Genomic DNA, 22,527 nt, shown 5'->3' with positions numbered 1-22,527 from the left:
GTCGTGTCGAAGCCATCCGGTGACCCACCCCGCTGAGCCGACCCCACCCCCCGCTGGTTGAGCCGACACCGAGCGCAGCGAGGCGTCGAGTCGAAGCCACCAGGTGACCCGACCTCGACAACCAACCCTCGAAGCCCACAGAACCCTGAACCTACTGCGCAACAACCAAATGCGCGCGTCCACCACAAACTGCTTCAACTACGTGCTCAGCCACATACCTCGCATCGCGGTCGATACCGAGGAACCGCCCGGACCCCCAGGTGTGCATCCATGGCAACCCGACGAAGCTGAGCCCGGGGACTTCGGTGATCCCGCGTGTCTGCATGGGCCGGCCACCGCCGTCGAACGCGCTGGCCTCGATCCACCGGTAGTCGGGTCGGTAGCCGATGGCCCAGATGATCGAGGTGACGTCTTCGGCCGAGAGATCGAGTTCGGTCGGATCGACCTCGGGAGCCCACACCGGCTCGTACCGCGATGCCTCCGGCGCGTCGATGCCGAGCTTGTCGATATGGCGGTCGATGTCACCGGAGATCGAGTTGTACACGGCGTCGGCCCGGTCGAGGGCGGCCGTCAGCGTCGGCGCGAACCGCAGCGTCGAGTCCTTACCGTCACTGAGCACGCCGTACAGCTTCATCCCCTCGACGGCAAAGCGTCGGAGATCGATGTCGCGCCCGCCGTCGCGACCGGTGACGTAGTGATTCGTCTTCTCCTGCGCGGCACGGCCGCCGGGGTACTCCTGGGTCGGTGTGTCGTAGAGACCCATGTCCGACAACCACGTCATGCAGTCGCGGCCGCGATAGAACCGAGCGACTCTCGGCGCGTTGCCGATCGCGAGATGCACCTGCCGGCCGGCGAGGTGCAAGTCCTCGGCGATCTGCGTGCCCGACTGTCCCGACCCGACGACCAGCACGGCACCGTTGGGAAGTTGCTCTGGGTTGAAGTACTCCTCGGAGTGCACCTGGTGCACGGCCGGATCCAGCGACGACGCGAACGGCGGAACCACCGGCAGGGGATACCCGCCGGTTGCGATGACGGCCTGGTCGCAGGTGAGCGACCGCATTCCGTCGGGGCCGTCAAGAGTCAGCTCGAACCGATCACCGGAGAGACGTTGCAGGCGAGTAACTTTGGTGTGTTCGACGAGGGGTGGTTCGAAGGTCTCCAGCCAACCGTGCAACCACTCTACGACCTCGTCACGGGTCATGAACCCGTCCGGATCCGGGCCGTCGTAGGTGTATCCGGGGAGCTTGCAATGCCAGTTCGGAGTCACCAGCGTGAAGTTGTCCCACCGCTTGTCAGCCCATGCATGAACCGCGGTGTCGGCTTCGACGACGAGGTGTTCGACGCCCGCCTGCCCGAGGTACCAGCTGACCGAGAGGCCGGCTTGTCCGCCGCCGATGACGACGACCGGCACGTGTGTGTTCATGACCGCCCCTCACTGCTGGTTCCACCGCTACCACCGCTGGTTGAGCCGGGCCGGAGCGAAGCGACGCCCCGTGTCGAAGCCACTTCCGAACCCCCACTGCTGGTTGAGCCGGGCCGGAGCGAAGCGACGCCCCGAGTCGAAGCCACTTCCGCACCCGGCAACGGCGGGTACATCGAGACCACCTCGACCTCAGCCGAATCCGAATGCCGCCCTGCGTCGATGGCGATCTCCTCCGCCGACGCCGCGGCCGACGTGCAGGCGAATCCGTACTTGGCACGGACACGCGCGCTGGCCTCGTCGAGCGCGGTGGTGGCCCGCGACCGGAAGTCGTCGACGCGGTACGTACCCGGCGCGAGGTGGTCGTGCAGTACGAGGCTGGGGGAGTAGTACTGGCGGAGCAGGCCGTCGGGCCAGCGCACCTGGACGGTCATCTCAGGCATGGGCGAGGTCCCGCCATGCGAAGGCCGCCGAGGTGTCGGCATCGGTGTCGGCCTCGACGAGCATCCCGTACACCTCAGGCCGACGGTCCCGCAGATGGAACATGCCGGCCCGCATGGCGGTGAAGCTCTCCGCGATGTCCACCTCGGCGACGGCCAGGCCGCTTCCGAGAAGCGTTGTGTCGAGGATGTTCCCACCGGGGTCGACGATCTTGGCGTTGCCCACGTAACGCAGCGACCCGAAGGTGCCGCTCTGGTTGGCCGCGACCCAGAAGACCTGGTTCTCCAGCGCGCGGGCGGTGTCGAAGAGATTGAACCGGTAGGTCCAGCGGTCTTCTTGCAGGTTCTCCGCGGTTGCGGTGCGGGCCGCCGGCCACGCGGACAGGCTGGCGATGATCTCGGCGCCCTTGAGCGCCATGATGCGGGCGGCCTCGGGAAACGCCTTGTCGTAACAGATCTGGAGACCGATCCGGCCGACGGGAGTGTCGAAGACGTCGTACCCGGTGCCCGACGAATACGACATGTTCTCGCCGAGCGGTTGATGCACCTTGCGGTAGCTGCCGTAGATGGTGTTGCCGTCGAGGACGGCGGCCGCGTTGTAGCGGGTCTCACCGTCCTCGCCGAGTTCACAGAACCCGATCGCCACCACGAGATCTCCGACGATGGACTGCACCCGGGCGATCTCGGGTCCGTCGAGGGAGATCGCCGGCGGCAACGACCGGGCGCTGTTCTTCTGGGTGTCGCCGTGGTTGCCCAGGGACGACAGGTATCCGCCGATCGCCGCCTCCGGGAACACCAGGAAGTCGACGCCCCGCGTTCGTGCTTCGGCGACGTACTGTTCGATCGTCGCGTAGTTCTGCTCGAGATCGCGGGTGAAGTTCGCCGCGACGGTTCCGATGGTGGTCATAAGATTCCCAAAGATGGTTGTCGGAAGCTGCTGTGGGTCAGACCATGTAGGTCGAGTTGATGATTGCGCCCTTGCGTGCGTAGTGGATGAGTGCGTCCTGGACGTCGAGCGGGTGTGCCGGGATGACGCCTTCGATCAGGTCCTCTTCACGTCCGCCGTGCAGGGCGAGGCCGAAGCGGCAGCAGAACACGGTGCCGCCTTCGGAGATGAAGGTCTCGAGCGAGTTGTTGATGTTCTGCTCGCCCGGGAATCCGGAGTCGCCCGTCGTCGGGAATCCCCGTGTGGCAAGGCAATTGATGGCACCGGGTCCGTAGAAGTACATGGCCGATTCGAAGCCCTTGCGGAGCGCGCGAGTGGCCTGCAGAACGGCGACGAACGACACCGACGACTCGTGGGCGATGCCGTGCACGAGCGTGAAGTAGGACTCACCGTTCTCGGCCTGGTAGTCCGGGAATATCTTGGTGCCGCCATAGATGTTGGAGCCCTTGGGAAGTGAGGGGTGCGGGATCTCCGCCAGCGACGCGGCGATGTTCTCGGTGATGGTTTCGTCGAAAGAAGGCACAAGAACTCCTGGGGTGGCGAGACGAGACAGTGTCTGTGAGTGATCGGCCGCATGGCGGCTCGACGTGCGGGGGATGGATCGGGCATCATTGCCCAGAGTGGTTCGACCGGAGATCCGGTTTCATCGAGTAGCTACTGCTTGCTACGTCACACAGTTCACTCGCCATCGATTACCGAATGGTTTCCGGCGGAATAAAGAAAACCCGGATTCGCGTAACACGACCCTGGTCGGTCGTCCGACTCGACCAGACGTGCCCGCACATGAAAAATCCGACGAACCGGTCGGGTCGGGGGTCTGACCGGTTCGTCGGACAAGACCCAGTGTATCCCTCGTCCCTGACGACGGTCCATCGAGGTATCCGCAATTCTGTGACCTGTCGGATTGCAGATCCTTGATCGGCTCTTGCTCCCTCATGTGAGAGCAACCACCACTCGATCCCTGAGGTGCGGGGAGCGAAGGCGACCCCAGCTGATCCCCAAAGAGCGCCGGGGGTTGCGGTGGGCCATGCACCTCCTGCTCCCTGAGGAGGCCCGGAGCTTGCGGAGGGCCGTCACGAAGGGTCTCCCCAACCCACCCACCACACCTCTGCGCGCCACACTCGCCATCGCCCGCGACACGTAGCAACCTTGTCCTCATGCTCACCGCGGTTCTGTACGGCCTCGCGACCGCCATCCCGATTGCGGTCGGTGCCGCGATCGGTCTGCGCTGGGACTTGCCGAATCCGATCCTGGCGACGCTGATGGCGTTCGGCGCAGGCACGATGATCGCGGCCGTCTCGACCGAACTCTTCGAACCCGCCTTCACGCAGGCCGGCACGGGCGTCGCAGCCGTCGCGCTGTTCTCCGGGACCTCGGTCTACGTCGTCGCCGACCGGCTCGTCGAAACCAAACTCGGGTCGTCGGCCATCGGTCCTGCACTGATGATCGGTGTCTTCCTCGACGGCGTGCCGGAGAACACCGCGCTCGGCGTCTCACTGACCGCGGGTGGTTCGCTCGTGCTGGTGGTGGCCATTGCGGTCGGCAACGTCCCGGAAGCGGTGAGCGGCGCGTCGTTGATGCGCCGCGAGCACGACGCTTCGGGCCGCTCGGCGCTCGCGATGTGGACGTTCACCGCCGTCGTCCTGGTCGCGGTCACGGTGGGCGGTTACGCGATGGCCGAGAACATCTCACCGACCGCGATCAGCGTCGTCCAGGCGTTCGCCGGCGGAGCGACGCTCGGCGTCCTCGCGAACTCACTGATGCCGGCGGCCTACCGCGAGGGCGGCTGGTGGGTCGGCCTGGCGACCGCGGCGGGTTTCCTGCTCGCGTTCGTCCTTGGGTGAGTGAGCGTCACCAACTAACTGAGCGACGCTCTTCTCCCTGATCCGAAAGTCCGCAAACCGCTGCGCCCTACTTCGAAAGAACGGCGAGATCGACGGTCGGGCGGGCGACCGGCGGACTTCAACTCGACCGATGGACTTCGATCAAAGTCCAGGAGTCGAGTTGAAGTCTGTTGGTCGCGAACGGGGTAGTGAGCGCGAGACAGCCGGCTGGCTGGGCTCGGTTCGCGCGTGCGGGTGTAGCTTCCCGGGCGGGAGATGTGACGGCATAAACAGGTGCGGCCTAGCCTCGAGGTAGGTCCTTCGCCGTCCACGATGGCCGGCAGGCCGCACGTACTGAGGTGCGAGGGAGCGCAAGCCGCCGAGCCGAGCAAGCGAGGGAGGAGCGCGTAGAGGTCGACGAGGCACAAAGGGCGCAACACCACCCACTCAGTGCGTCTGCGCAGCCCCAGGGTCTCCTTCGACATGCCCATCCGCCAACTCCGACAACGCCCGGAACACGCGTTTCGACGCTTCAGCCCACGGCATGAGGATGGGGAAGACGTGGAACATGCCGTCTTCTTCGATGGCGTGCGTCGGCACCTCCGACGCCTCGAGCCGTGCCGCGAAGTCGCGTATGCCGTCGCGGAACATCTCGCTGCCGCCCCAGCACACGAACGTCGGTGGGAACCACGACGGATCGGGTTCACCGTTGATCGGTGACACCCGCGCGTCATTCGGCTGGACGCCGTGCAGGTACGGCGTGACGGGGATGCTCCAGGGGAGGATGTCGTAGGGCGCGTTGTCGGTGATGGACGGGTGGTCTAGGTCGAGGTCGATCTCGGGAGAGAACAACGCCAAAGCGCCCGGACGCGGCAGGTCGTGATCCCGAAGGTAGGCCACCAACGAAGCCGCGAGCCCACCGCCACCGGAGTCGCCGGCGACGATGATGTGGTCGGGGTCGACGCCGCGGCCGAGAAGTCCGCGATAGACGTCGGCGGCGTCGTGAACGCCTGCGGGGAAAGGAAATTCGGGGGCCATCCGATAGTCGGCGATGAACACCTCGTGCCCGGAGATCCGCACGAGCGACGACGCGAACGCCGAGTACATCATCGGCGACGTACCGATGTACCCGCCGCCGTGGAGGTACAGGATGGTGGCGCCGATCCCCTGCTTGTCGTCACAATCGTCGACGAACGCGTCGGAACTCGCCTTGGCGCGACACCACAGCCCGGGCACCCCGCCGACGACGTCGTCGGTGAGTTCGACGCCGTCGGTCAGTTCGACGAAGGGCGGCATCACGACGCGGCACACATCGTCGAGGATCTTCTCCATCGACCGGAACTCCTCGATCGGCAGTCCCATCGAGTAGCCCATGAACGCGCGGATGGTCTGGCGGGTGACGGACTGGCCGATGTTGTCGAGCAGCCCGGACGGACCCGACCACGGCTTGCGGAACGGCACCCGCGCGAGGCCGTTGATCATGCTCTGCGCGAGTCCGACGACGGTTAGCGCGGTCACCGGTGCCGACGCGGTCTGGACCTCCGGACGATCAGCCATCACCATGCCGCTCAGGGTAACGAGAGTCTCGATGCCCGGCTGGACGCGCGACCCACCGGGTGGGGCGGCGGCCGCCAGGCGTGGCAGACTACCCGGGTCCTCTAGTCCCCGAGATCCCCGTGAGGCGGCGATGGAGTTCTCAGCCTTCCCGGCTCCGGTCGAGGCCCCCGGCGCATCGCGCGGCGCCGAGTCCGTGCAGCTCACACTGGCCGACGCGTGGGAATCGAACCGCTCGATCCAGAAGTCGGCTGTCGGCCGACTCTTCGCGGCCACCAACTCGGCCCTCTACGTCACCTTGATGGAACGGCACCTCGACTACGGCGCCAAACTGTCGGAGACCGAGCTGACGGTGCGCCTGGACCGCGACCTCGCCGACCTCGACCTCACCGATCAGGCCACCGGCCTCGAACTGGTCAAACTCTGGGCCCGGCAGGGCTGGCTGCACCGCGTCACCGACACGACCGACCCGCACGCCCCCAACCTGTGCCATCTGACCAGCGAGGCGCGGTCGGTCCTGGACTTCATGCGGCGGCAGCGTCGCGAGGATTCGATCGCCACCGGCGGCTCCATCACCGGTATCGCCGCCGAACTCCGACGCGTCGCCGGTCAGGTCAGCAACGACCCCGACCAGATCCGTTCGGAGATCGAGGCGCAGATGTCCGACCTCGACGCCGAGCTCGCCGACCTCGACGCCGGCCGACGCCCCCCGGTCGACCTACGCGTCGCCGAGGACGCCGCCCGCACCATCGGCTACCAGATGGAGCAGATCATCTCCGACATCGGCCAGTACGGCACGATGCTCGACCGCATCACCACCGCGCTGCTCGACGACCCCGGCGACTCCGACCTCGCCTACCGCGACCGCCAGCGACAGCTGTTCGACGACTACGAGGCACTTCTCGACTCGCCGCAGTCCGCGTCGTACCAGGCGTTCTCGCACCTGATCCAGGATCCGGAGCGTCGCGCGCGCCTGAAGTCCGACATCGAGACGATCATCGACAGCTTCCCGGGCATGGATGCGGGCCTGCGGTCGGTGATGGACAACTTCTTCGGCCTCGTGACCCAGCAGATGGCCGAGGTCGGCCGCACCCGTCAGCGGTGTGCACGCCGTATTCGACGCTTCGTCGCGTCCGGGACGCTCGAGCAGAGCCGCGGTCTCGCTCGACAGCTCAACGACGCTCTGGCCACCGCCAACGAACTGCTCAAGACGTCACTCGCCGATCGTCGCATCGGCTACGAGCTACCCCTGGCCGCGCCGACGGTGAACTCGATCGGCCGACTCGCCTTCGAGATCCGCGAACACGTGCCGCCCGCGCCGGCGCTCCCGGCCGCTGTCGACGCCGATCTCACGTCGTTCGCATCGCTGTCGGGCCAGGTCGACACCACCGAACTCACGGACACCGTGAATGCCGCGGTCGCCGCCGGACCCGTCGCCCTCGCCGACGTCATCGAGGGGCTCGAGGAGCCGTACCTCGCGCACGTCATCGTCCTGTGGTCGTGGGCCTCGAAACAGCAAGCGGCAGGGGGGAAGGTACCGATGACCACCGTCCGCTTCCGGTCCCTCATCGGCGACGACCACGCCATCGAAGTCCCCGACTTGACCTTCACCGAACCGATTCCGACTGCGGAGGTCGACGCCGAATGACATCTTTGCCCCCGGACGTGGAAGCCGAGGAGACCAACCCCGTGCCCCCCGAGGTGCGAGCGGACGACCCTCCGCTCCCTGAGGTGCGAGCGAAGCGAGCCACGAAGGGCGACCCCGAGACCAGCGCCCCCGCAACCCCCGACGAATTCGCCGGCTTCGACGACCTCCCTACCGTCGCGAACCGCGCGGCGACCCACACCCCGAACGCTCCGCGCTTCGACGGCGACGTCAGCGAGCTTCCCGACCGCGCGTGCTGGGCACTGCAGAACCTGTTGACCCGCCGCTACATCAGCGGTGATCGGCAGCCACAGCTGTGGTCGTGGGTGGCCGAGTACCAGGACGTGCTGCGGGGTCGTCTCTCCGAACTCGACCTCCGGCTGCGCATCGTTGACGAACTGCAGGTCGCCTTCGTCGAGCAGGCCGGCTACGACTCCCGCTGGGGCCGAAAGATCCTCAAGCGCGAGACGATTCACACCTACGACGCCATCCTGGCGCTCCACCTGGCCAAGTACGTGCGCGCCGCTCGCGACGAGCCGGTCCTGATCACCCGCGAAGAGATCCACGAGCTCTTCGCGGGCGTCACCAACACCATCGACCGCGACCTCGCGCTCTTCGACAAGCGCATCGAGCGCGCCCTCGACAAGATGGAGGAGCTCGAGTTCCTGCGCAAGCAACGCGACGACGCCGACACCTTCATCGTCAGCCCGGTGATCTCCGCGGTGATGACGGCATCGGTGATCACCGACTTACAGCGCCAATTCGAGCAGTTCATCGGATCCGGTGACACCGGCGAAGTGCCCCCGGAGGACCTCGCCGACGAACCCGCGGAACGCGACGACGACGCAGCCGACCTCGACGGGGCCTACGGCGAGAACGACGAAGGAGACGACTGGTGAGCGGGCAGGTCGACCAGTACCACCTGTCCCGGTTGCAGCTGATCAACTGGGGCGTGTTCGACGGGTATCACTCGATCCCGTTCAGTTCTAACGGTTCTCTGATCACCGGGTCCTCGGGTAGCGGTAAGTCGTCGTTGCTCGACGCCATCTCGCTGGCGTTCCTGCCAGATCATCGACGCAACTTCAACGCCTCGGGTGATGCGACGGCGGCCGGATCGTCCAGCGGAAAGCGCACGGTGGGCAAGTACGTGCGCGGCGCGTGGGGTGAGCGGCGCGACGGCACCAACGCGCACCGCGAGATCATGTACCTGCGCGGCACCGGCCCGGCCTGGGCGGCCATTGCGGTCACGTACACCTCCAGCTCCGGCGAGGCCATCACCGGCCTGGTGCTGAAATGGCTTGCCGCGGGCAAGATGACCGACGCGCACAGCTCGTACTTCATCTACGACGGCGACGCCGACATCGTCGAGGCATGCAACGAGTGGGCCGCCAACAATTACAACTCGGCCAAGTTCCGCGACCGCGGCTGGCGCGGCGGCCCCGGCGAGGGCAAGTACCTCTCGACGCTGTACTCGCTCATCGGGATCCGCGGCTCCGACGCCGCGCAGCAGCTTCTCGGAAAGGCTAAATCGCTCAAGAGCGTTGGCGGGCTCGCGCAGTTCGTGCGGGAGTTCATGCTCGACGCCCCGACCAGCATTGTCGGCATCGCCGACGCCCTCGACCAGATCGACCCGCTCGTCGAAGCCCGCGAACTGCTCGACGTCGCGCGCCGCAAGCGCACCATCCTCGGCAACATCGAGGAGGTGCACGAACGGTACGCGGGCGAGGCGGCCACCTTCTCCGTCCTCGACACCATCGACAACACGACCATCCGCAGCTACGTCAACAACCTGCGGATCCACAACGCGCAGCCCGAGGTCGCCGACCTCGACGACCAGATCACCCGCCTCGACGGCGATCTCGCCGCGCTGACCACCCAGCACGACCAGCTCCGCCAGGACCACAGCCTGCTGCTGTCCCGGATCGCCACCTCCACCGGCGACCTCGCCCCGTTGCGCGAACAGCTAGGCGGCGCACAAAAACTCAGCACCGAGGTCACCGCCCGACGCAACGCGTACGAGGACAAGGTCTCCGCGCTCGGCTTCACCCCGCCCACCCGGGCCGAGGGTTTCTGGCTGCTCCGCGAGGAACTCACCGAGGAGGCCGCCAAGATCGACGGTCAGCTCGACGCCGGTCGCGCCCACTACGCCGAGGCGCTGGCCAGCGAGGTCGCCGCACGTACCCGCCGCGATGCCGCGATGGAGGAACTCGGCCGCGTCGAGAACGCCGGCTCCGCACTGCCGCGGACCGAGCACGAGATGCGCCGCGCCATCGCCCACGGACTGCAGATCGACGAGTCCGAGCTGAAGTACGTCGCCGAGCTCGTCGAACTCGACCCCGACGAAGAGCGCTGGCGATTGGCCGTCGAGAAGGTCCTGCGAAACGTCGGTCTGCGTCTGCTGGTGCCCGACAAGCACTTCCGCGCGGCCCTGCGCTTCGTGAACTCGCACGACATGCGCGGCCGAATCCAGCTGCACCAGGCCGACTCCCGCCCCATGCCCGCTCTGGAGCCGGGCACCCTGGCGTCGAAGCTGCGTCCCGTCGATGCGCAGCATCCGTGCGCCGCCGAGGCGATGACGGTGCTGTCGAAGCTGGGCAACCACATGTGCGTCGACAGTCCCGGCGAGTTCTCCCAGCACGCCAAGGCTGTCACCGACCAGGGTCTGCGCAAGGATTCGGCGAAGCTCGCGGTGAAGGACGACCGCCAGCAGCTCCGTCGGTCGCAGTACATCTTCGTCGGCGACGTCGCGTCGAAGATCGCCGCCCTGCGCGACGAACTCGAGTACGAGGAGCGGGCGTTCGAGGACGCACGCCAAGACTGCGCCGAGCTCGACCGTGAGCGTAGCGCCAAGGAACGACGTCGAGACGCGTATCGCCGTGTGTGCGAGCAGTTCACGCAGTGGAACGAGATCGACGTCGACTCGGTCGATGACCGCGTCGATCAACTCACCGACCAGTATGACCTGCTGATCCAGGAGAACCCCGACGTCGAAGCCCTGCAGCGCAAGGCCGAGGACCTGTGGGAGCAGGTCCGCAACGCGATTTCGCAGGCCGCGCTGGTCAAGGACAAGATCGCCCGCCAGGACTCGCGGCGCACCCAGCTACTCGATCTTATCGACCGGCTCAAGCCCGAAGACGTTCCAGCTCAAGCAGAGAAGACCCTCGACGGTTTCCGCGAAGACCTCTCTGCCACGCTCGACGTGCTCAACCCAGAGCCGTACCGCCAGGAGATCGTCAAGGCCGCGAGCCGTGAGCGCGACCGGATGCGTTCCGATGCCCGACGTTCCCGCGACGAGCTGGCCCGCATCCTCGACACCTACGACGAGGAGTTCCCGGACGCCATCCCGAACGACAGCGACGACTTCGACGAACGTCTCCACGACTACGTCGCCGTCTGCCGGCGCATCGACGAGCGTGAGCTGCCCGCAGCCTACGAGCGGATGCGCCGTCTGATCACCGAGCAGGCCCCAGGCGCGATCCTGGGCCTGCACATGGCCGCCGACGCCGAGGAACGACGCATCGTCGAGCAGATCGAGCGCGTCAACACCGGCCTCGGTGCGGTGGCCTTCAACCGCGGCACCCGCCTGCGGCTGCGACCCGGCCGCAAGAAGCTCGCCGCGGTCGAGGAGCTCACCGAGAAGGCCCGCCAGATCTCGAATCGCGCGACCGCGGTCAGCTTCGGCGACGAGCAGGCCATCCTCGAGCAGTACTCCGACATCCTGCTGCTGCGCGAACGCCTCGCCGGCAACACCCCGGAGGACCGCCAGTGGACGCGCGACGCCCTCGATGTGCGCAACCGCTTCGACTTCTACTGCGAGGAGCACGACGCCGAGTCGGGGGAGACCATCCGCACTTACTCCAACGCCGGCGACAACTCCGGTGGCGAGCAGGAGAAGTTGATGGCCTTCTGCCTCGCCGGCGCCCTGAGCTTCAACCTGGCCAGCCCGCATGGCAACGACAACCGCCCCATCTTCGCCCAGCTGATGCTCGACGAGGCATTCTCCAAGTCCGATCCGCAGTTCGCCCAGCAGGCGCTCTCGGCGTTCCGGAAGTTCGGGTTCCAGCTGATCATCGTGGCCACCGTCCAGAACACCAGCACGATCCAGCCGTACGTCGATAACGTCGTGATGGTGTCGAAGACGGAGGCTGGCCCTGAGTTGCGGCCAATTGCAACTGCTACTTCGACGGGGATCAAGGCGTTCTCGGAACTGCGGCGGTCGGGGAGTCAGTTGGTAGTCTGACGAACAATAGTTCTTTGCCACCCCGAACTATAAGAATTAGAGTTCTCACAAATCAAGTATGAGAGCTAAGGTACTCCGGCGTCAGTATCTGCATTGAAACAGTTCAGCGATGAGCTTGAAAGAAGGGATTACACTGAATGAAAGAAGAAGTTGCACTCGCGATTGCAAAAGGAATTCGCGCACGTCGTCAGCTGCTCCACGGACTGACGTATGCGCAGCAAGTTCTGCTCTTGGAAGAGATGTTCGTCGACTTCTTCGGCGATCTCCATGTCACTCTCCAGAAATGGGCGGCCTTAACCGGCCAGTCTGCGCAAGTTGATACTGGTTATATCGCGCAGTTTATCGCCTCGATCGTCTTGAGGGAGCCTGGTCAAGGATTCCGAGGGAAGGGCGACGACTTAGCTGATGGCAGTGAAGTCAAATCTGCCGCGAGCATTTCTGGTGTCGACCGACCGCGTTGGAATCACAACATGAACTCTCCGAGCCAAGACTCAGCTAGACTCAAAGTTGGAAAATCTCTCGCAATCGACGAGTATCTAGAATCACCCTATCTCTTTTATCTTCTGGTTGATAGATCTGCGACGGACCCAAATTCACCGAGAGCAATTCGGATCCGTTCGTGGCTCGTAGACTCGCGAAACGACACTGCTTGGCGAGACCTCTTCATGAGGTATCAGGAGCAGAAATCGGGGAGTCAATATAATTTGCAGCTGCATCCCCCGGTTGGTTACGACGACAATATCATCGTAAATACACTCGGTAACCTCGATATGTCCGAAGTTCTTCTCTTCGATGCTCGAATCAGGCGCTCCGATAGAGGTTTACTTGACGTGAGCTGGCCGGTTGAGTTGCCAGAGACGGTGGTCCCGGTGCGGGGTAAGACGCGCGCGTTGCCGTATGGAGGCCGCAGTGCGAGGCCTAGTCGTCTCACCGGGGCCGCAGACCTTGTGGCGGACATAGCCGTCGTTGACCGGCTTTTCCCAGGTGTACTGGCAGAAGAGCAGGAGTCCGTCATTGAGTCTAGCTCGGCTAGTGAAGCGAAAGCTACAGATCTGGAACCTAAGACTGATGTAGAGAGGGGCTAAGTTTGTAGATGGCGCTTTCATTGGGCACGAAAAATCGTGAACTGACGACTATGGAATCGCGTAATCAGATCGACTCCTTTTGAATTTCAGCCGCTGCAGATTCGCCTTATCTAGTCCTATAGTCTGGTCAGTCGTCGGACGTCTGAATGACGCTCGGCAATCCGTAAGTCGAGTACAGAACCCGACGGCCGCTCTCGACCTGGTCAATCGCGTTAGATACCGTTTCGCTCAGCGCGTCCAGCTCGCCACTGGAAAGTGCAGGTACATAGAGATTTAATACGTCTGACGGGTTGATCCTGCGGCGTGAGCTAGAAGTCCCTCTTCCGAGTGGCCGCAGCTGTGCCTGGACGTCAGGCTGATAGAGCAATCCCAAAACTGCGTACGGGTCGATATTCGGAACAAAGACGCCGAACTCGCTCGAACAGACAACACGATCGTATTCATCCGGAACGACGGTAGCTCGCAGTTTGGAAGGGTTTAAGAGCGATACCAAGACTTCGCCCTTATTGGCAATCTGCCCAGGGGTCGTCGGCGTATACCTATCGGCATCGTGCCAACTCGCTACACCCAGTGCGTCGACGTGTAAGACGGATAGAAATGGTCGCGGCAGGTCGGACTTCTTCTGGAGTTGACGTCGTCGGGTAGTTAAGAATTCGCCGAGCTTGATCGCGCCAGAAGCGTTCAATCGCTCGCGCGCTGCGAGAGCGCCGGGATCGATTCTGCTTGGGTCTAAACTGACGATCGCTTCGGTTGCGACAGACGCTACCAATGGCTTGTCGCTTACCACGAAAAATGGCGCACTCAGTGGGTTAAGTGTCGTCGCGCGACCCACAGCCTCAACAACGGCGGGAAGGTCCGACCCGCTTGGGTCGGCAGCAGCCTTGCCGGCCTGCCGTAGAAAGCCGACATGTTCGACCCTCGCAAGAATCGTCCTCTTCGAACGCACATGGTCGGTGCGCTTGATGAAAACTGCGCTAGTTTTTGCGACTGTTCCGCTGAGGGCGAAAGAGGATGTCGGCAGGCTAATATTTGCAACTACGGTAGCATCCGAGGACGAGTTTAAAAACTCGTCAAAATGACGTCCATCAACAATCCCGTCTGGTAGCACTATACCGAGGATTCCGCCAGGCCGGAGCAATTCAAATGCGCGTATGGTGCATGCGAGTGCCGGGTCTATCGCCTTCGCGCGCGAAAGGGACGGTATCCGATTACGGGTACGCTCGATGCCTTCAGCATCAGAATACTTTCCACCGCCGAATGGTGGGTTAGTGAGTATGAGTTGGAGGGTTCCTTCAAGCCGGTCGAGGTCGCTCTCGGTTACGGAGTCCGCCACTGGAAAGACAAGCGGAGATGTCGCGCCGTACAAGAACAGGTTTAGCGCCGCCTTAGCTGCCGAGCCGGGAGACTGATCAGCGCCGAGAAGCCCGCCATTTAGAAGTTTGTCCAGGGTGGCAGAGCCCAGGCGAGACTCTAATGCCTCGAATGCTGCAACCAAGAATCGACCGGTGCCGCAGTAGGGGTCGGCAACAACGGGCGCCGTAATGTCCCATCCGTCGACTGGATTACAGAAGCTTAGCGCGACCTCCGCCATTGAGCGCGCGATGCTACTCGGCGTGAGGTATGTTCCCAATCCTCCCGCGTGGTCGTATCGTCCCGAGAGAAATGCGTCGAACGCGGTCCCGAGCGGGTCTGCGACACTTCGAGACTGATCGGAAACGACATCTTCGACAAGGTTGATCGCTGCGCGAATTACTGTTTCATCAGACATACGAAATGGTTCGTCGACCGGCCATAACGATCTCGGTCTTCCGTCAAGATCCTGGGCGGCCAGTGTTTGATCTTTATTGGCAAAGACAAACGCTTGCTTGACGAGGTCAACAAAGTCGTCGTCCGGGGCAGAGTGGTGGCGGGAAAATATCTTTGATAGAGAATTTTCGTTCAGAGACGCGCCATCGGAAATCCGACTTGTCCACATACGCATATATACGAGTTTGGAGACTTCTTCGATGGCCGCATTCGTTGGGCGGACTCCACCCCTGGCGTAGATGAGCTGATGTAACTCATCGAACTGTCTCGCGAGGCGAAGCTCGCTCTGTCCGAGTTCGCCAACGGTTCCGAGGAGGGGGACGTCGAGCATTGCTCCGTGCGACGGTTCTGTCATGTAGAGTCTTCCCCTTCACCGCTGTTATGGCCGGCATCCAGCCGCTGAACCACAGTACCCGGTCCGCTCGCCCAGCCCACTGCCAGATGCGCCTGGTGCGTACTCGCGCCGAGCGAACGTACGGAGCGAGCGTCGCGACTAGGCGAGCCGGTACAAGAAGACCGCGGGCGCACCCGGAAAGCCTGTCGGTATCGCCGGCCTGGCAATGCCGAAACGTGCGACTTCATAGCGCTAGCTGTAACTCCCGGGGAGGTTGTGAACGGCGTGGCGGGATGACATGTAGATGACTTCCGAGCGAAGTGCGGACGGCATAGAGGTAAGCACCGCTCAACTCAAAGGTCGTAGTGTCCCACCGTAACGCCCCACTGGCCGACCTTGATCGCCTACGTCTTACCCAAGGTGTCGTCGACGACGGCTGGTCGATTCGCCGTGCCGAACGATGCGACTTGCAACGGTACGCGCTGCTTGTCGGTGAGCGGTCCGGCGGGCACCACGACGTCGGCCGAGTCGTCGAACGTGACCAGCCCGAACACATCGGTCGGGTCGAGTTGGGCGACCACACTCGAGAGCGCTTTCCGAGCGCCAGCCAGGGGAGCGCCGGACATCGACCCGCTCCGGTCGAGCACGACCTGGAACGCTGTCGGTGTCCGGTCCGTGACGGGACCGGCCGGAGCCTGCAGTTCGAGCAGCACGGTCACCTCGTCGGCGGCTTCGTGGGCGACGACCTCGACATCGAGCGCAGCAGAGAGTTTCATCCGACTTCCTTCCTCCAACCCACCTCGATCAGGTCGCCATCGGAGCCGTACGCGACGACCCTGCTCGTGGTGCGAGAGAGCGACGGCGTAAAAGCATTTGACGGCGAATGCAGATCTGAGCGAGAACCCCTCATGACTCACTGATGATCGCATCGACCACTGACAATTTCGGTCGGCCTTTGGGGATGAGGGACGACGCCGCACTGTTCTGGCGTCCGCGGTGCCGGCGTGCCCCAACTCACGGTAGCGTCCCAGATCCTCGGGGCCGAGCGCGGCCTTCCGCAGACCAGGCCGTTGGTGTCCACGAATCCGCGTGCGGTTGGTGCGATCGGACATAGGCTGCCCCTGACGCCCGAGCGGACCGCGGGCGGGGCCTGTGCAGCTGAGAACGGATGACGATGACGACTGATTCGGAGCATGATCACGTCGCTGCGATCGAGCGACTCAAGTACCGCTACTGGCGAGCGTCAGATGCCAAAGACGCGAACGCATTTCGCGGCTGCTTCATCCGCGCCGGCGCGCGGATCGACTACGGGTCGATGGGCACCTTCGACGATGCCGATGCCCTGACGGACATCTTTCGGAGGGTCGCGCTGCACAAGGTTGATGGCCGGTTCGCCATCCTTGACATGCATCACGGCATGCATCCGGACATCACCCTCACCAGTGAGACGGCTGCGACGGGACGATGGTCGTTGCGTTTCCGTCAGGTGAACCTGCTCGACCGGACCGAGACGGTCATGGTGGGGGAGTACGACGACGAGTACGTCGTCGAAGGCGGCGAGTGGAAGGTCGCCGCGTCGAAGCTGACTGAACGCTGGCGGATGCGGCAGCCACTGTCGCCTGACGTCGAGATCACTGAGGGGACGTTCGGGGCCTCCGGCGGTTGATTCGGTTGTCGCTCATGGCTCTTGACGACTGGCGTGCGGATACCGAACCGCTTCAGCACTACGCGGGCCGGAGGACCGCCACGAGAAATTCTGACTCGTCGGTGAACGGCCGAACGTCCCATGACTCCAGGAGCAGGTCCTGAGCGAAGCCGGCGGTGGCTGCGTTCTCGAGGAACTCGTCGAACGCGTAGTCCCGGCCGGCGCCGAACCCGATCACCGCGCGGCCGTCGTCGCGCAGATGTGCGCGCAACCGCTCTAGGACGGTGACTCGGGTGCTCGGCGCGAGAAACGCCATCACGTTGCCGGCCGAGACGATGAGGTCGAACGGTTCGTCGATGCCGCGGGCGGGGAGGTCGAGTTCGGCGAGATCATTCACCAGCCAGCGCGGGCCCGGATGGTCTTCTTCGGCGGCCTGGATGAGGACCGGGTCGACGTCGACGCCGACGACATCGTGTCCGACCTCGGCGAGGTACCCGCCCACGCGTCCGGGGCCGCATCCAGCGTCGAGGATGCGAGACCCACGCGACGCCATCGCATCGAGGAGCCGCGCCTCGCCGACCAGGTCGTTACCCTCGCGCGCCAGGGTGCGGAAGCGTTCGACGTACCAGCTGGAGTGGTTGGGATCCGCGGCGGACTTCTGCATCCAGATGCTCTGTTCGACCATGCCCGCATTCTGCCAAACCCGCCGAAATCATCGACCGTGCCGAAACGCAGCGGGGCGTTGGCCGACTGTCAGGTCACTTCTGGCGGAAGTGCGGCGCTGAACGCGGATACCAAAGGAGACTCAGTACGGCGACTTCGATGACCAACAGCAGGACGTCGAGCGTGCTGGTCACTGACCTGTCATAGGTTGCTACGGACGTGATCCCGGAGACGATGCCTACCGCGCCGATGACGGAGGCCGCCACGCGCGCCCAGCGGAAACCGCGCAGGTTGACGTACGCGAGCAACAGCCAGAGCCCGGCAAGAGCGAGGCAGGATGCGACGATCAAACCGGTCGCGACGTTGGTCCCGGTCTCGCTCGCGACATCTAGTGCGTCAGAGCTCCGATAAGTCGATCCGTCACTGAGGAGAACGGACTGCCGCAGACGTGCTTCGTCCCTGACTGCCTCGACCAACGAGAGCGCGTGGAACATGCCGATGAGCTGGATGCTCGCTCCGGTGATCATCAGTCCGGTGGCTAGCCACACCGTGGACGGTGTGGACGCGGAGCGTGTTCGCAACACTCGTTGCGCACCATGCGTGTCAGTCGTCATGCGATGACAATAGAGCGGTTCGACGGCAGCGAGAGATTCTGCTGCACAGCGCATTGGCCCAATGCTGGTGGGAACCGTGTGGGCGTCCCGAAGCTACGACTGCACGCCGGTGGCAGAACGTCACCGCAGTCCTCATCCGTTCCAAGTGGGTGCTCAGGCCAGCATGAGTCTCGTCGATACGTTGGCTATCGCGGCTTCGAACCGCTCGCGCCCGCCCGCGGTGTTCAAGCCGCGCATCGAACAGTGCGGAATCTTGCCTGCCGGCACGTAGATGCCGGCGCGCGTGATGGATGCACGACGCCAGCCATCGCGAGCGGAACCACCGAGAAGCAGGACGATCTCGAGATTTGGGAGCAGACTTACCACTTCCCGGGTCCAACGGGCCCCGCGCGCCCGCTCCGCCGGGGTCGATCCGCCGTTCTTCACACCGGCAACCGGGAACGGCACCACGTTCCAGTGGACGACATCGCCCCAGTCGACTCCGTGGCGGGCATACGCCTCGCGGCAGTTCCGCGCGGTCCGGTCGTTGTTGTCCAAACTCAAAAGGCCCGAGCCGCTGGTCGATTCGGCCTTGGTCGACGGGTTGTCGAGTAGCACGAGCATCCGAGCGTTGACACCGCCGGTGTCGGGGTCGACGTAGGGCACCTCACCGCGACGCAGGCCTTCGGTGTCGGCTACCCGATCGGCGAGTTCGTTGAGTGGCGCTACGTGGGGTTCCCGAATCCGCGCCATCTTCGCCGCAACCACGCTCGGGTCCGCGTTGCGTCCGTTCACCGTGCCCAAGATCGCAGCCTACGAGGCGATTGCGGGAAAGACGATCACCGAACCGTCCTTCTCCTGGACCATGTCGATGGTGACCTCCGACTGCCGTCCGGCTAGTTGTGCTGTCTGCCCGAGATCGCGAAGTCGACGAGTTGTGTTCAGAAGCTTGTCTACCTCTCCCGATGAGAAGACGACGTCGCGGATGCCGTGAGACCTGTCCAGTTGCAGCGCTGACAGGCGGAGGAGAACGCCATCCAGGCGGCGATCGAGTGCTTCGATGTCGTGCTGCTCCTTATGCAGCAACGCAGCGAAGCGCTCGAACGGGTTCCCTTCCGACAGTTGCGCGTGCTCGACCGCTTGGAGCACGATGACGCGCCGCTTCATCGCGATCGCAAGCTGGGCAAGCTCGACGTGGACGTAGAACTCGCTGTCTGCTGCCTCGACACCCGGGATCGCCTTCGCAAGGTGGTTCAGTTCGACCTTGTCACTGTCGAACGTCTGCAGGGCCTTCTCCCACTTGGCGATTCGGGATGTGGCTTTCGACACGGCGTTTTCGATCGCGAACACCGCGGAGTCCAGTCCCAGGGTCACTCCGATGCGCCCTTCGTCGAGCACGATCGAGGTCGCCTTCTGGATAGCACCCCGGCAGGCCTCCAACGCGTGCCGCTCGGACTCTAGTTTGTCGGCGACAAGCTTCTCGAGTAGTTCAGTGATCCGTTCGAGGGTCTTTTGGCGCTGCTGGTCGGCGTAAGCGCTCACACCCACAGCTACAGCCATCAAGACCAGGGGAGCGGCGACGGTCAGTGCACCGGCGCCGGCGGCGGCAACTCCCGCCGTCGTCGCCGAGCCTGTCGCGGCACCCGCCGCGGCGGCCTTTCCCGCAGTCACAGGTACGAAGGATGCTTGCGCGGCGATCTTGGACCCATTCGTGAGCGCGCTGTGCACGCCGCCCGCGACGGTCGACGACGCCATCGGCTTGACCATGCCGCCAGCTACCTGTGCCGCAACCTTGGTTGGCAGGACCATGCGGTACAGCGTTTCACCGCCGTCCGTAACGACTTTGGGCGTACTCTTCACCAGCTGAGACAACTGCTGCGCCAACGGGCTCACTCCGTGCAGATGGATGCCCTTCGAACGGTCGAGCGAGTCCGGCACTGTATGAGCCTCTAACGTCGTGAGGGGCGTCTCGCTGAGCTCTGCGAGCGCACGTCGAAGCCCCGCGAGTCGATCAGGAGTCAGCGCCGTGTCGCTCAGGACAGCGGGAATATCCGCCTCATCTGTGGCCAGCGTCCACACCGGTACCTGGACGAGTTCGTTGGACATCGGACCTCCATCTGCGTGGGAACGAACCGAATGTATCGGACATGGCCGACACCGTCGCGGTTGGTCCGAACGGACTACAACGCCTCGCGTACTGGTATGGACACCCGTCACCAGGTCTCGGAAGCAGTAGGCACGCAGACGAATCGAGTTCGATGCCGAACTTGTGGTTCGAATCCTCGGTTTGCCTCCCGTCGGTTGGCCAACCGCTACAGTGACCGAGTTGTCCGGATGCGCCTTGCGCCCAGGGCCCGTCCGCTGGCCGAGGATCCGCCTGCCGGATGCACCGGTCGAGCTGTCGAATGCGAGGTTGCTGTGTCATCTGTAGGGCGAGGTTGGACGCTTGTCGACGTCGAGACGTCCGGATTGAGTTCGCGTCAGCACCGTGTACTCAGTTTGGCCGCGATCGCGTTGGACACAAACGGACACGTTGTCGGCGAGTACTCGTCGTTGTTCAACCCCGGATGCGATCCGGGTCCCGTTCACATCCATCGCCTTACACGCGAGCGTCTCAACGGTTCGCCGACCTTTGACTCTGCAGTGGAGCACCTACGTGAACTGCTCGAAGGTCGGACGCTGGTTGCGCACAACGCGGTCTTCGACCACGGCTTTCTCGTTGAAGAGGCGCGACGAGCAGGGGTTACTCTCCCGATCACTCATCGCTTGTGCACCATCACCTTGACGCGGCGGCTCCAATTGGACGTCCCCAACGCGAAACTCTCGACACTTGCTCAACACTGGTCGGTCCCACAGCGAGCCGCCCACGACGCCGGCGATGACGTGCGGACCTTGCTGGAGGTGTTTCGACGGAGTACCGGTCTTGCAAGCACTTTGGGATTGCCACTGCCTGTCGTCGCGTGCGGTGCTGCGACTCGCGCGTATCCAGACAAGGTCACCAGAGTGCCTGGCCCGTGGACCGACCCCGGCCGTCATGACTCGGCTGTGGGACTGATCCAGGGCACGAAAGTCGTGATCACAGGACCGACGCATGCGCCTCGCCTCGAGCTGGCTCGCCGTCTGGCCGATGCAGGATTGGACGTGATGAACGCGGTGAGCGGCAAGACGGGGTTGCTAGTCGCCAATCCCGGGCACCGGACAGCCGCAAGTTGCAGCGCGCCCAAGAACTGGGAATCCCATTGGTTGATGAAGCGACTGCGGTCTCGTTGTCCGAGCGCGTCGTGCCCGGCACACTGAAATCAGTTCCGGTGATAGAGGTCATTCCTTCGCCGGCCCGGACTCGCGGGACACCCCCGCGACGGGCGTCGAGTTCACTGCCATGGTCCGGTCGACGGGTTCTCGTGCTGGGAGGACTCCACAGCGACGCGACGGCGGTGCGGGCACGCCTTGTCCAGCTTGGTGCGGTGCCTGCCATCAACTTGACTGCTGCAGTCACACACGTTCTTGTGCTGAGCGGGGGAGAAGCCGATGGGCGCTTTGCAAAAGCCCGTGACCGGGGTCTCCCGGTCCTTGAGGCCCATCATGTCTCGAGTGTCGCGGACGCCAGCGAACCAGCTGTAACTGAACCGAAGGGCGTCGATGACGGCACCGCGGAAACGAGGCCCGCGCCAACGTCGTTGCCCGCTGGTGCCGTCGTCGACATTCCGAACGGGATGGATAGATTCACGGTCAACGTTGCGTGGACATCTGCGAAGAGCGACCCGTCCAACGACCCCGAAGTCGATGTCGTTGCATTCGAGTTGGCGAGTGACGGGAGAGTCCCGTCAGACGACGAGTTCATCTTCTACAACCAACCGGCCAGTCCAGATGGTGTCGCACGACTTTCGATCGACGGTGACCGCGAGCAAGGCGTCAGCATCGACCTCGCCGCGGCTCCAGACGAGATAGAGCGAATCACGGTTGGAGCCGCAATCGACGGCGACGCAACCTTCGGGGATGTCGGCGCTATCTCAGTAACGGTTGACTCAGCCGAATTCACCTTCGCAACAGCAGTTTTAGACGCCGCGACGACTGAACGATCGATGATCATCGCGGAGATCTATCGACGAAATGGCCTGTGGCGCTTTCGCGCAGTCGGCCAGGGCTACGACGACGGCCTCGCCGAGTTCGCAATTCGGCATGGGGTGGAGATTGAGGAGTGACAGCTGTCCATGGCCATGAGAAAGTCCCCACTGGTGGCCAGGTCGAGGTCCCCGCTGGTGGCCAGATAAAAGTCCCCACCCTGTGTTCGTCGTGTCGACCCGGAACTGAAGGCCCAGGCGATGACGGTGAA

At 63.9% G+C, this 22,527-nt stretch carries 18 protein-coding genes and 1 pseudogene; 8 read left to right on the top strand and 11 right to left on the bottom strand.

The genetic code is table 11. The features are described from left to right. Nucleotides 1–151 precede the first annotated feature (151 nt). Genes JW364_RS22310 through JW364_RS22295 form a run of 4 tightly spaced genes read right to left on the bottom strand, consistent with a single transcriptional unit; the run spans nucleotide 152 to nucleotide 3,329 of the window. Nucleotides 152–1,423, bottom strand: a complete 1,272-nt coding sequence (locus JW364_RS22310; RefSeq protein WP_205333033.1) for an MSMEG_0569 family flavin-dependent oxidoreductase — start codon at nucleotides 1,421–1,423, stop codon at nucleotides 152–154. Beyond that, on the bottom strand, nucleotides 1,420–1,863 hold the full coding sequence (locus JW364_RS22305) for an MSMEG_0570 family nitrogen starvation response protein (protein WP_205333032.1): 444 nt from the start codon (nucleotides 1,861–1,863) through the stop codon (nucleotides 1,420–1,422). The genes JW364_RS22310 and JW364_RS22305 overlap by 4 nt, the downstream gene beginning before the upstream one ends. After that, on the bottom strand, nucleotides 1,856–2,767 hold the full coding sequence (locus JW364_RS22300) for a carbon-nitrogen hydrolase family protein (RefSeq protein WP_065631921.1): 912 nt from the start codon (nucleotides 2,765–2,767) through the stop codon (nucleotides 1,856–1,858). The genes JW364_RS22305 and JW364_RS22300 overlap by 8 nt, the downstream gene beginning before the upstream one ends. Nucleotides 2,768–2,804: 37 nt before the next feature. Beyond that, nucleotides 2,805–3,329, bottom strand: a complete 525-nt coding sequence (locus JW364_RS22295) for an MSMEG_0572/Sll0783 family nitrogen starvation response protein (protein ID WP_004019804.1) — start codon at nucleotides 3,327–3,329, stop codon at nucleotides 2,805–2,807. Nucleotides 3,330–3,963: 634 nt separating this feature from the next. Here JW364_RS22295 and JW364_RS22290 point away from each other — a divergent pair. Then, entirely contained in the window at nucleotides 3,964–4,650 is a 687-nt protein-coding gene (locus JW364_RS22290) for a ZIP family metal transporter (RefSeq protein ID WP_205333031.1), read from the top strand. 426 nt (nucleotides 4,651–5,076) lie between these two features. Here JW364_RS22290 and JW364_RS22285 read toward each other — a convergent pair whose 3' ends face one another. Then, entirely contained in the window at nucleotides 5,077–6,192 is a 1,116-nt protein-coding gene (locus JW364_RS22285) for an alpha/beta hydrolase (protein ID WP_205333030.1), read from the bottom strand. 124 nt (nucleotides 6,193–6,316) lie between these two features. Here JW364_RS22285 and JW364_RS22280 point away from each other — a divergent pair, with 124 nt between their 5' ends. From JW364_RS22280 to JW364_RS22265, 4 genes are all read left to right on the top strand, one after another. Next, a complete protein-coding gene (locus JW364_RS22280) occupies nucleotides 6,317–7,831 on the top strand; it encodes a DUF3375 domain-containing protein (RefSeq protein ID WP_205333029.1) in 1,515 nt (504 codons plus the stop codon). Further along, a complete protein-coding gene (locus tag JW364_RS22275; protein WP_205333028.1) occupies nucleotides 7,828–8,727 on the top strand; it encodes a DUF4194 domain-containing protein in 900 nt (299 codons plus the stop codon). Before JW364_RS22280 ends, JW364_RS22275 begins: the two co-directional genes overlap by 4 nt. Continuing rightward, nucleotides 8,724–12,068, top strand: coding sequence for an ATP-binding protein (locus JW364_RS22270; RefSeq protein ID WP_205333027.1), 3,345 nt, complete (start codon nucleotides 8,724–8,726; stop codon nucleotides 12,066–12,068). Before JW364_RS22275 ends, JW364_RS22270 begins: the two co-directional genes overlap by 4 nt. A 137-nt stretch (nucleotides 12,069–12,205) precedes the next feature. Then, on the top strand, nucleotides 12,206–13,153 hold the full coding sequence (locus JW364_RS22265; protein ID WP_083229432.1) for a MamI family restriction endonuclease: 948 nt from the start codon (nucleotides 12,206–12,208) through the stop codon (nucleotides 13,151–13,153). A 127-nt stretch (nucleotides 13,154–13,280) separates the two neighbouring features. Here the strand turns inward: JW364_RS22265 and JW364_RS22260 are convergent, their stop codons facing one another. Beyond that, entirely contained in the window at nucleotides 13,281–15,314 is a 2,034-nt protein-coding gene (locus tag JW364_RS22260; protein WP_083229433.1) for a class I SAM-dependent DNA methyltransferase, read from the bottom strand. A gap of 440 nt (nucleotides 15,315–15,754) precedes the next feature. Continuing rightward, nucleotides 15,755–16,069 (bottom strand): annotated as a pseudogene (locus JW364_RS22255) (VWA domain-containing protein); the annotation flags it as partial. 398 nt (nucleotides 16,070–16,467) lie between these two features. Between JW364_RS22255 and JW364_RS22250 the strand changes: the two are divergent. Beyond that, nucleotides 16,468–16,959: a nuclear transport factor 2 family protein gene (locus JW364_RS22250; protein ID WP_068971637.1), complete on the top strand. Its 492-nt coding sequence runs from the start codon at nucleotides 16,468–16,470 to the stop codon at nucleotides 16,957–16,959. A 58-nt stretch (nucleotides 16,960–17,017) separates the two neighbouring features. Here JW364_RS22250 and JW364_RS22245 read toward each other — a convergent pair whose 3' ends face one another. The 4 genes from JW364_RS22245 to JW364_RS22230 all read right to left on the bottom strand — a co-directional run bounded on the left by JW364_RS22245 (nucleotide 17,018) and on the right by JW364_RS22230 (nucleotide 20,300). Then, on the bottom strand, nucleotides 17,018–17,623 hold the full coding sequence (locus tag JW364_RS22245) for a trans-aconitate 2-methyltransferase (RefSeq protein WP_068971620.1): 606 nt from the start codon (nucleotides 17,621–17,623) through the stop codon (nucleotides 17,018–17,020). A gap of 73 nt (nucleotides 17,624–17,696) precedes the next feature. After that, the gene (locus tag JW364_RS22240) at nucleotides 17,697–18,128 is read right to left on the bottom strand and encodes a hypothetical protein (protein WP_205333026.1); all 432 of its coding nucleotides are present in this window, start codon (nucleotides 18,126–18,128) and stop codon (nucleotides 17,697–17,699) included. Between the two features lie 240 nt (nucleotides 18,129–18,368). Next, nucleotides 18,369–18,998: a uracil-DNA glycosylase gene (locus JW364_RS22235; RefSeq protein ID WP_068971622.1), complete on the bottom strand. Its 630-nt coding sequence runs from the start codon at nucleotides 18,996–18,998 to the stop codon at nucleotides 18,369–18,371. 9 nt (nucleotides 18,999–19,007) lie between these two features. Then, on the bottom strand, nucleotides 19,008–20,300 hold the full coding sequence (locus tag JW364_RS22230; protein WP_205333025.1) for a hypothetical protein: 1,293 nt from the start codon (nucleotides 20,298–20,300) through the stop codon (nucleotides 19,008–19,010). Nucleotides 20,301–20,330: 30 nt separating this feature from the next. Here JW364_RS22230 and JW364_RS24575 point away from each other — a divergent pair, with 30 nt between their 5' ends. Both JW364_RS24575 and JW364_RS24570 read left to right on the top strand, forming a co-directional pair. Continuing rightward, nucleotides 20,331–21,491: an exonuclease domain-containing protein gene (locus JW364_RS24575; RefSeq protein WP_307814822.1), complete on the top strand. Its 1,161-nt coding sequence runs from the start codon at nucleotides 20,331–20,333 to the stop codon at nucleotides 21,489–21,491. Nucleotides 21,492–21,595: 104 nt separating this feature from the next. Beyond that, entirely contained in the window at nucleotides 21,596–22,396 is an 801-nt protein-coding gene (locus JW364_RS24570) for a TerD family protein (RefSeq protein ID WP_307814821.1), read from the top strand. Nucleotides 22,397–22,527 lie beyond the last annotated feature (131 nt).

The organism is Gordonia sp. BP-119 (genome assembly GCF_016924115.1).
Classification (GTDB): Bacteria; Actinomycetota; Actinomycetes; order Mycobacteriales; family Mycobacteriaceae; genus Gordonia; species Gordonia hongkongensis.
The sequence above is the reverse complement of the archived record's forward strand: the minus strand, read 5'-3'. Positions and strand labels throughout refer to the sequence as shown.

Coding starts and splice junctions, on each gene's coding strand:
- JW364_RS22305 (WP_205333032.1), bottom strand. CDS start 1,863: ATGCCTGAGATGACCGTCCAGGTGCGCTGGCCCGACGGCCTGCTCCGC.
- JW364_RS22285 (WP_205333030.1), bottom strand. CDS start 6,192: ATGGTGATGGCTGATCGTCCGGAGGTCCAGACCGCGTCGGCACCGGTG.
- JW364_RS22290 (WP_205333031.1), top strand. CDS start 3,964: ATGCTCACCGCGGTTCTGTACGGCCTCGCGACCGCCATCCCGATTGCG.
- JW364_RS24575 (WP_307814822.1), top strand. CDS start 20,331: ATGTATCGGACATGGCCGACACCGTCGCGGTTGGTCCGAACGGACTAC.
- JW364_RS22250 (WP_068971637.1), top strand. CDS start 16,468: ATGACGACTGATTCGGAGCATGATCACGTCGCTGCGATCGAGCGACTC.
- JW364_RS22265 (WP_083229432.1), top strand. CDS start 12,206: ATGAAAGAAGAAGTTGCACTCGCGATTGCAAAAGGAATTCGCGCACGT.
- JW364_RS22245 (WP_068971620.1), bottom strand. CDS start 17,623: ATGGTCGAACAGAGCATCTGGATGCAGAAGTCCGCCGCGGATCCCAAC.
- JW364_RS22240 (WP_205333026.1), bottom strand. CDS start 18,128: ATGATCACCGGAGCGAGCATCCAGCTCATCGGCATGTTCCACGCGCTC.
- JW364_RS22260 (WP_083229433.1), bottom strand. CDS start 15,314: ATGACAGAACCGTCGCACGGAGCAATGCTCGACGTCCCCCTCCTCGGA.
- JW364_RS22275 (WP_205333028.1), top strand. CDS start 7,828: ATGACATCTTTGCCCCCGGACGTGGAAGCCGAGGAGACCAACCCCGTG.
- JW364_RS22310 (WP_205333033.1), bottom strand. CDS start 1,423: ATGAACACACACGTGCCGGTCGTCGTCATCGGCGGCGGACAAGCCGGC.
- JW364_RS22300 (WP_065631921.1), bottom strand. CDS start 2,767: ATGACCACCATCGGAACCGTCGCGGCGAACTTCACCCGCGATCTCGAG.
- JW364_RS22230 (WP_205333025.1), bottom strand. CDS start 20,300: ATGTCCAACGAACTCGTCCAGGTACCGGTGTGGACGCTGGCCACAGAT.
- JW364_RS22280 (WP_205333029.1), top strand. CDS start 6,317: ATGGAGTTCTCAGCCTTCCCGGCTCCGGTCGAGGCCCCCGGCGCATCG.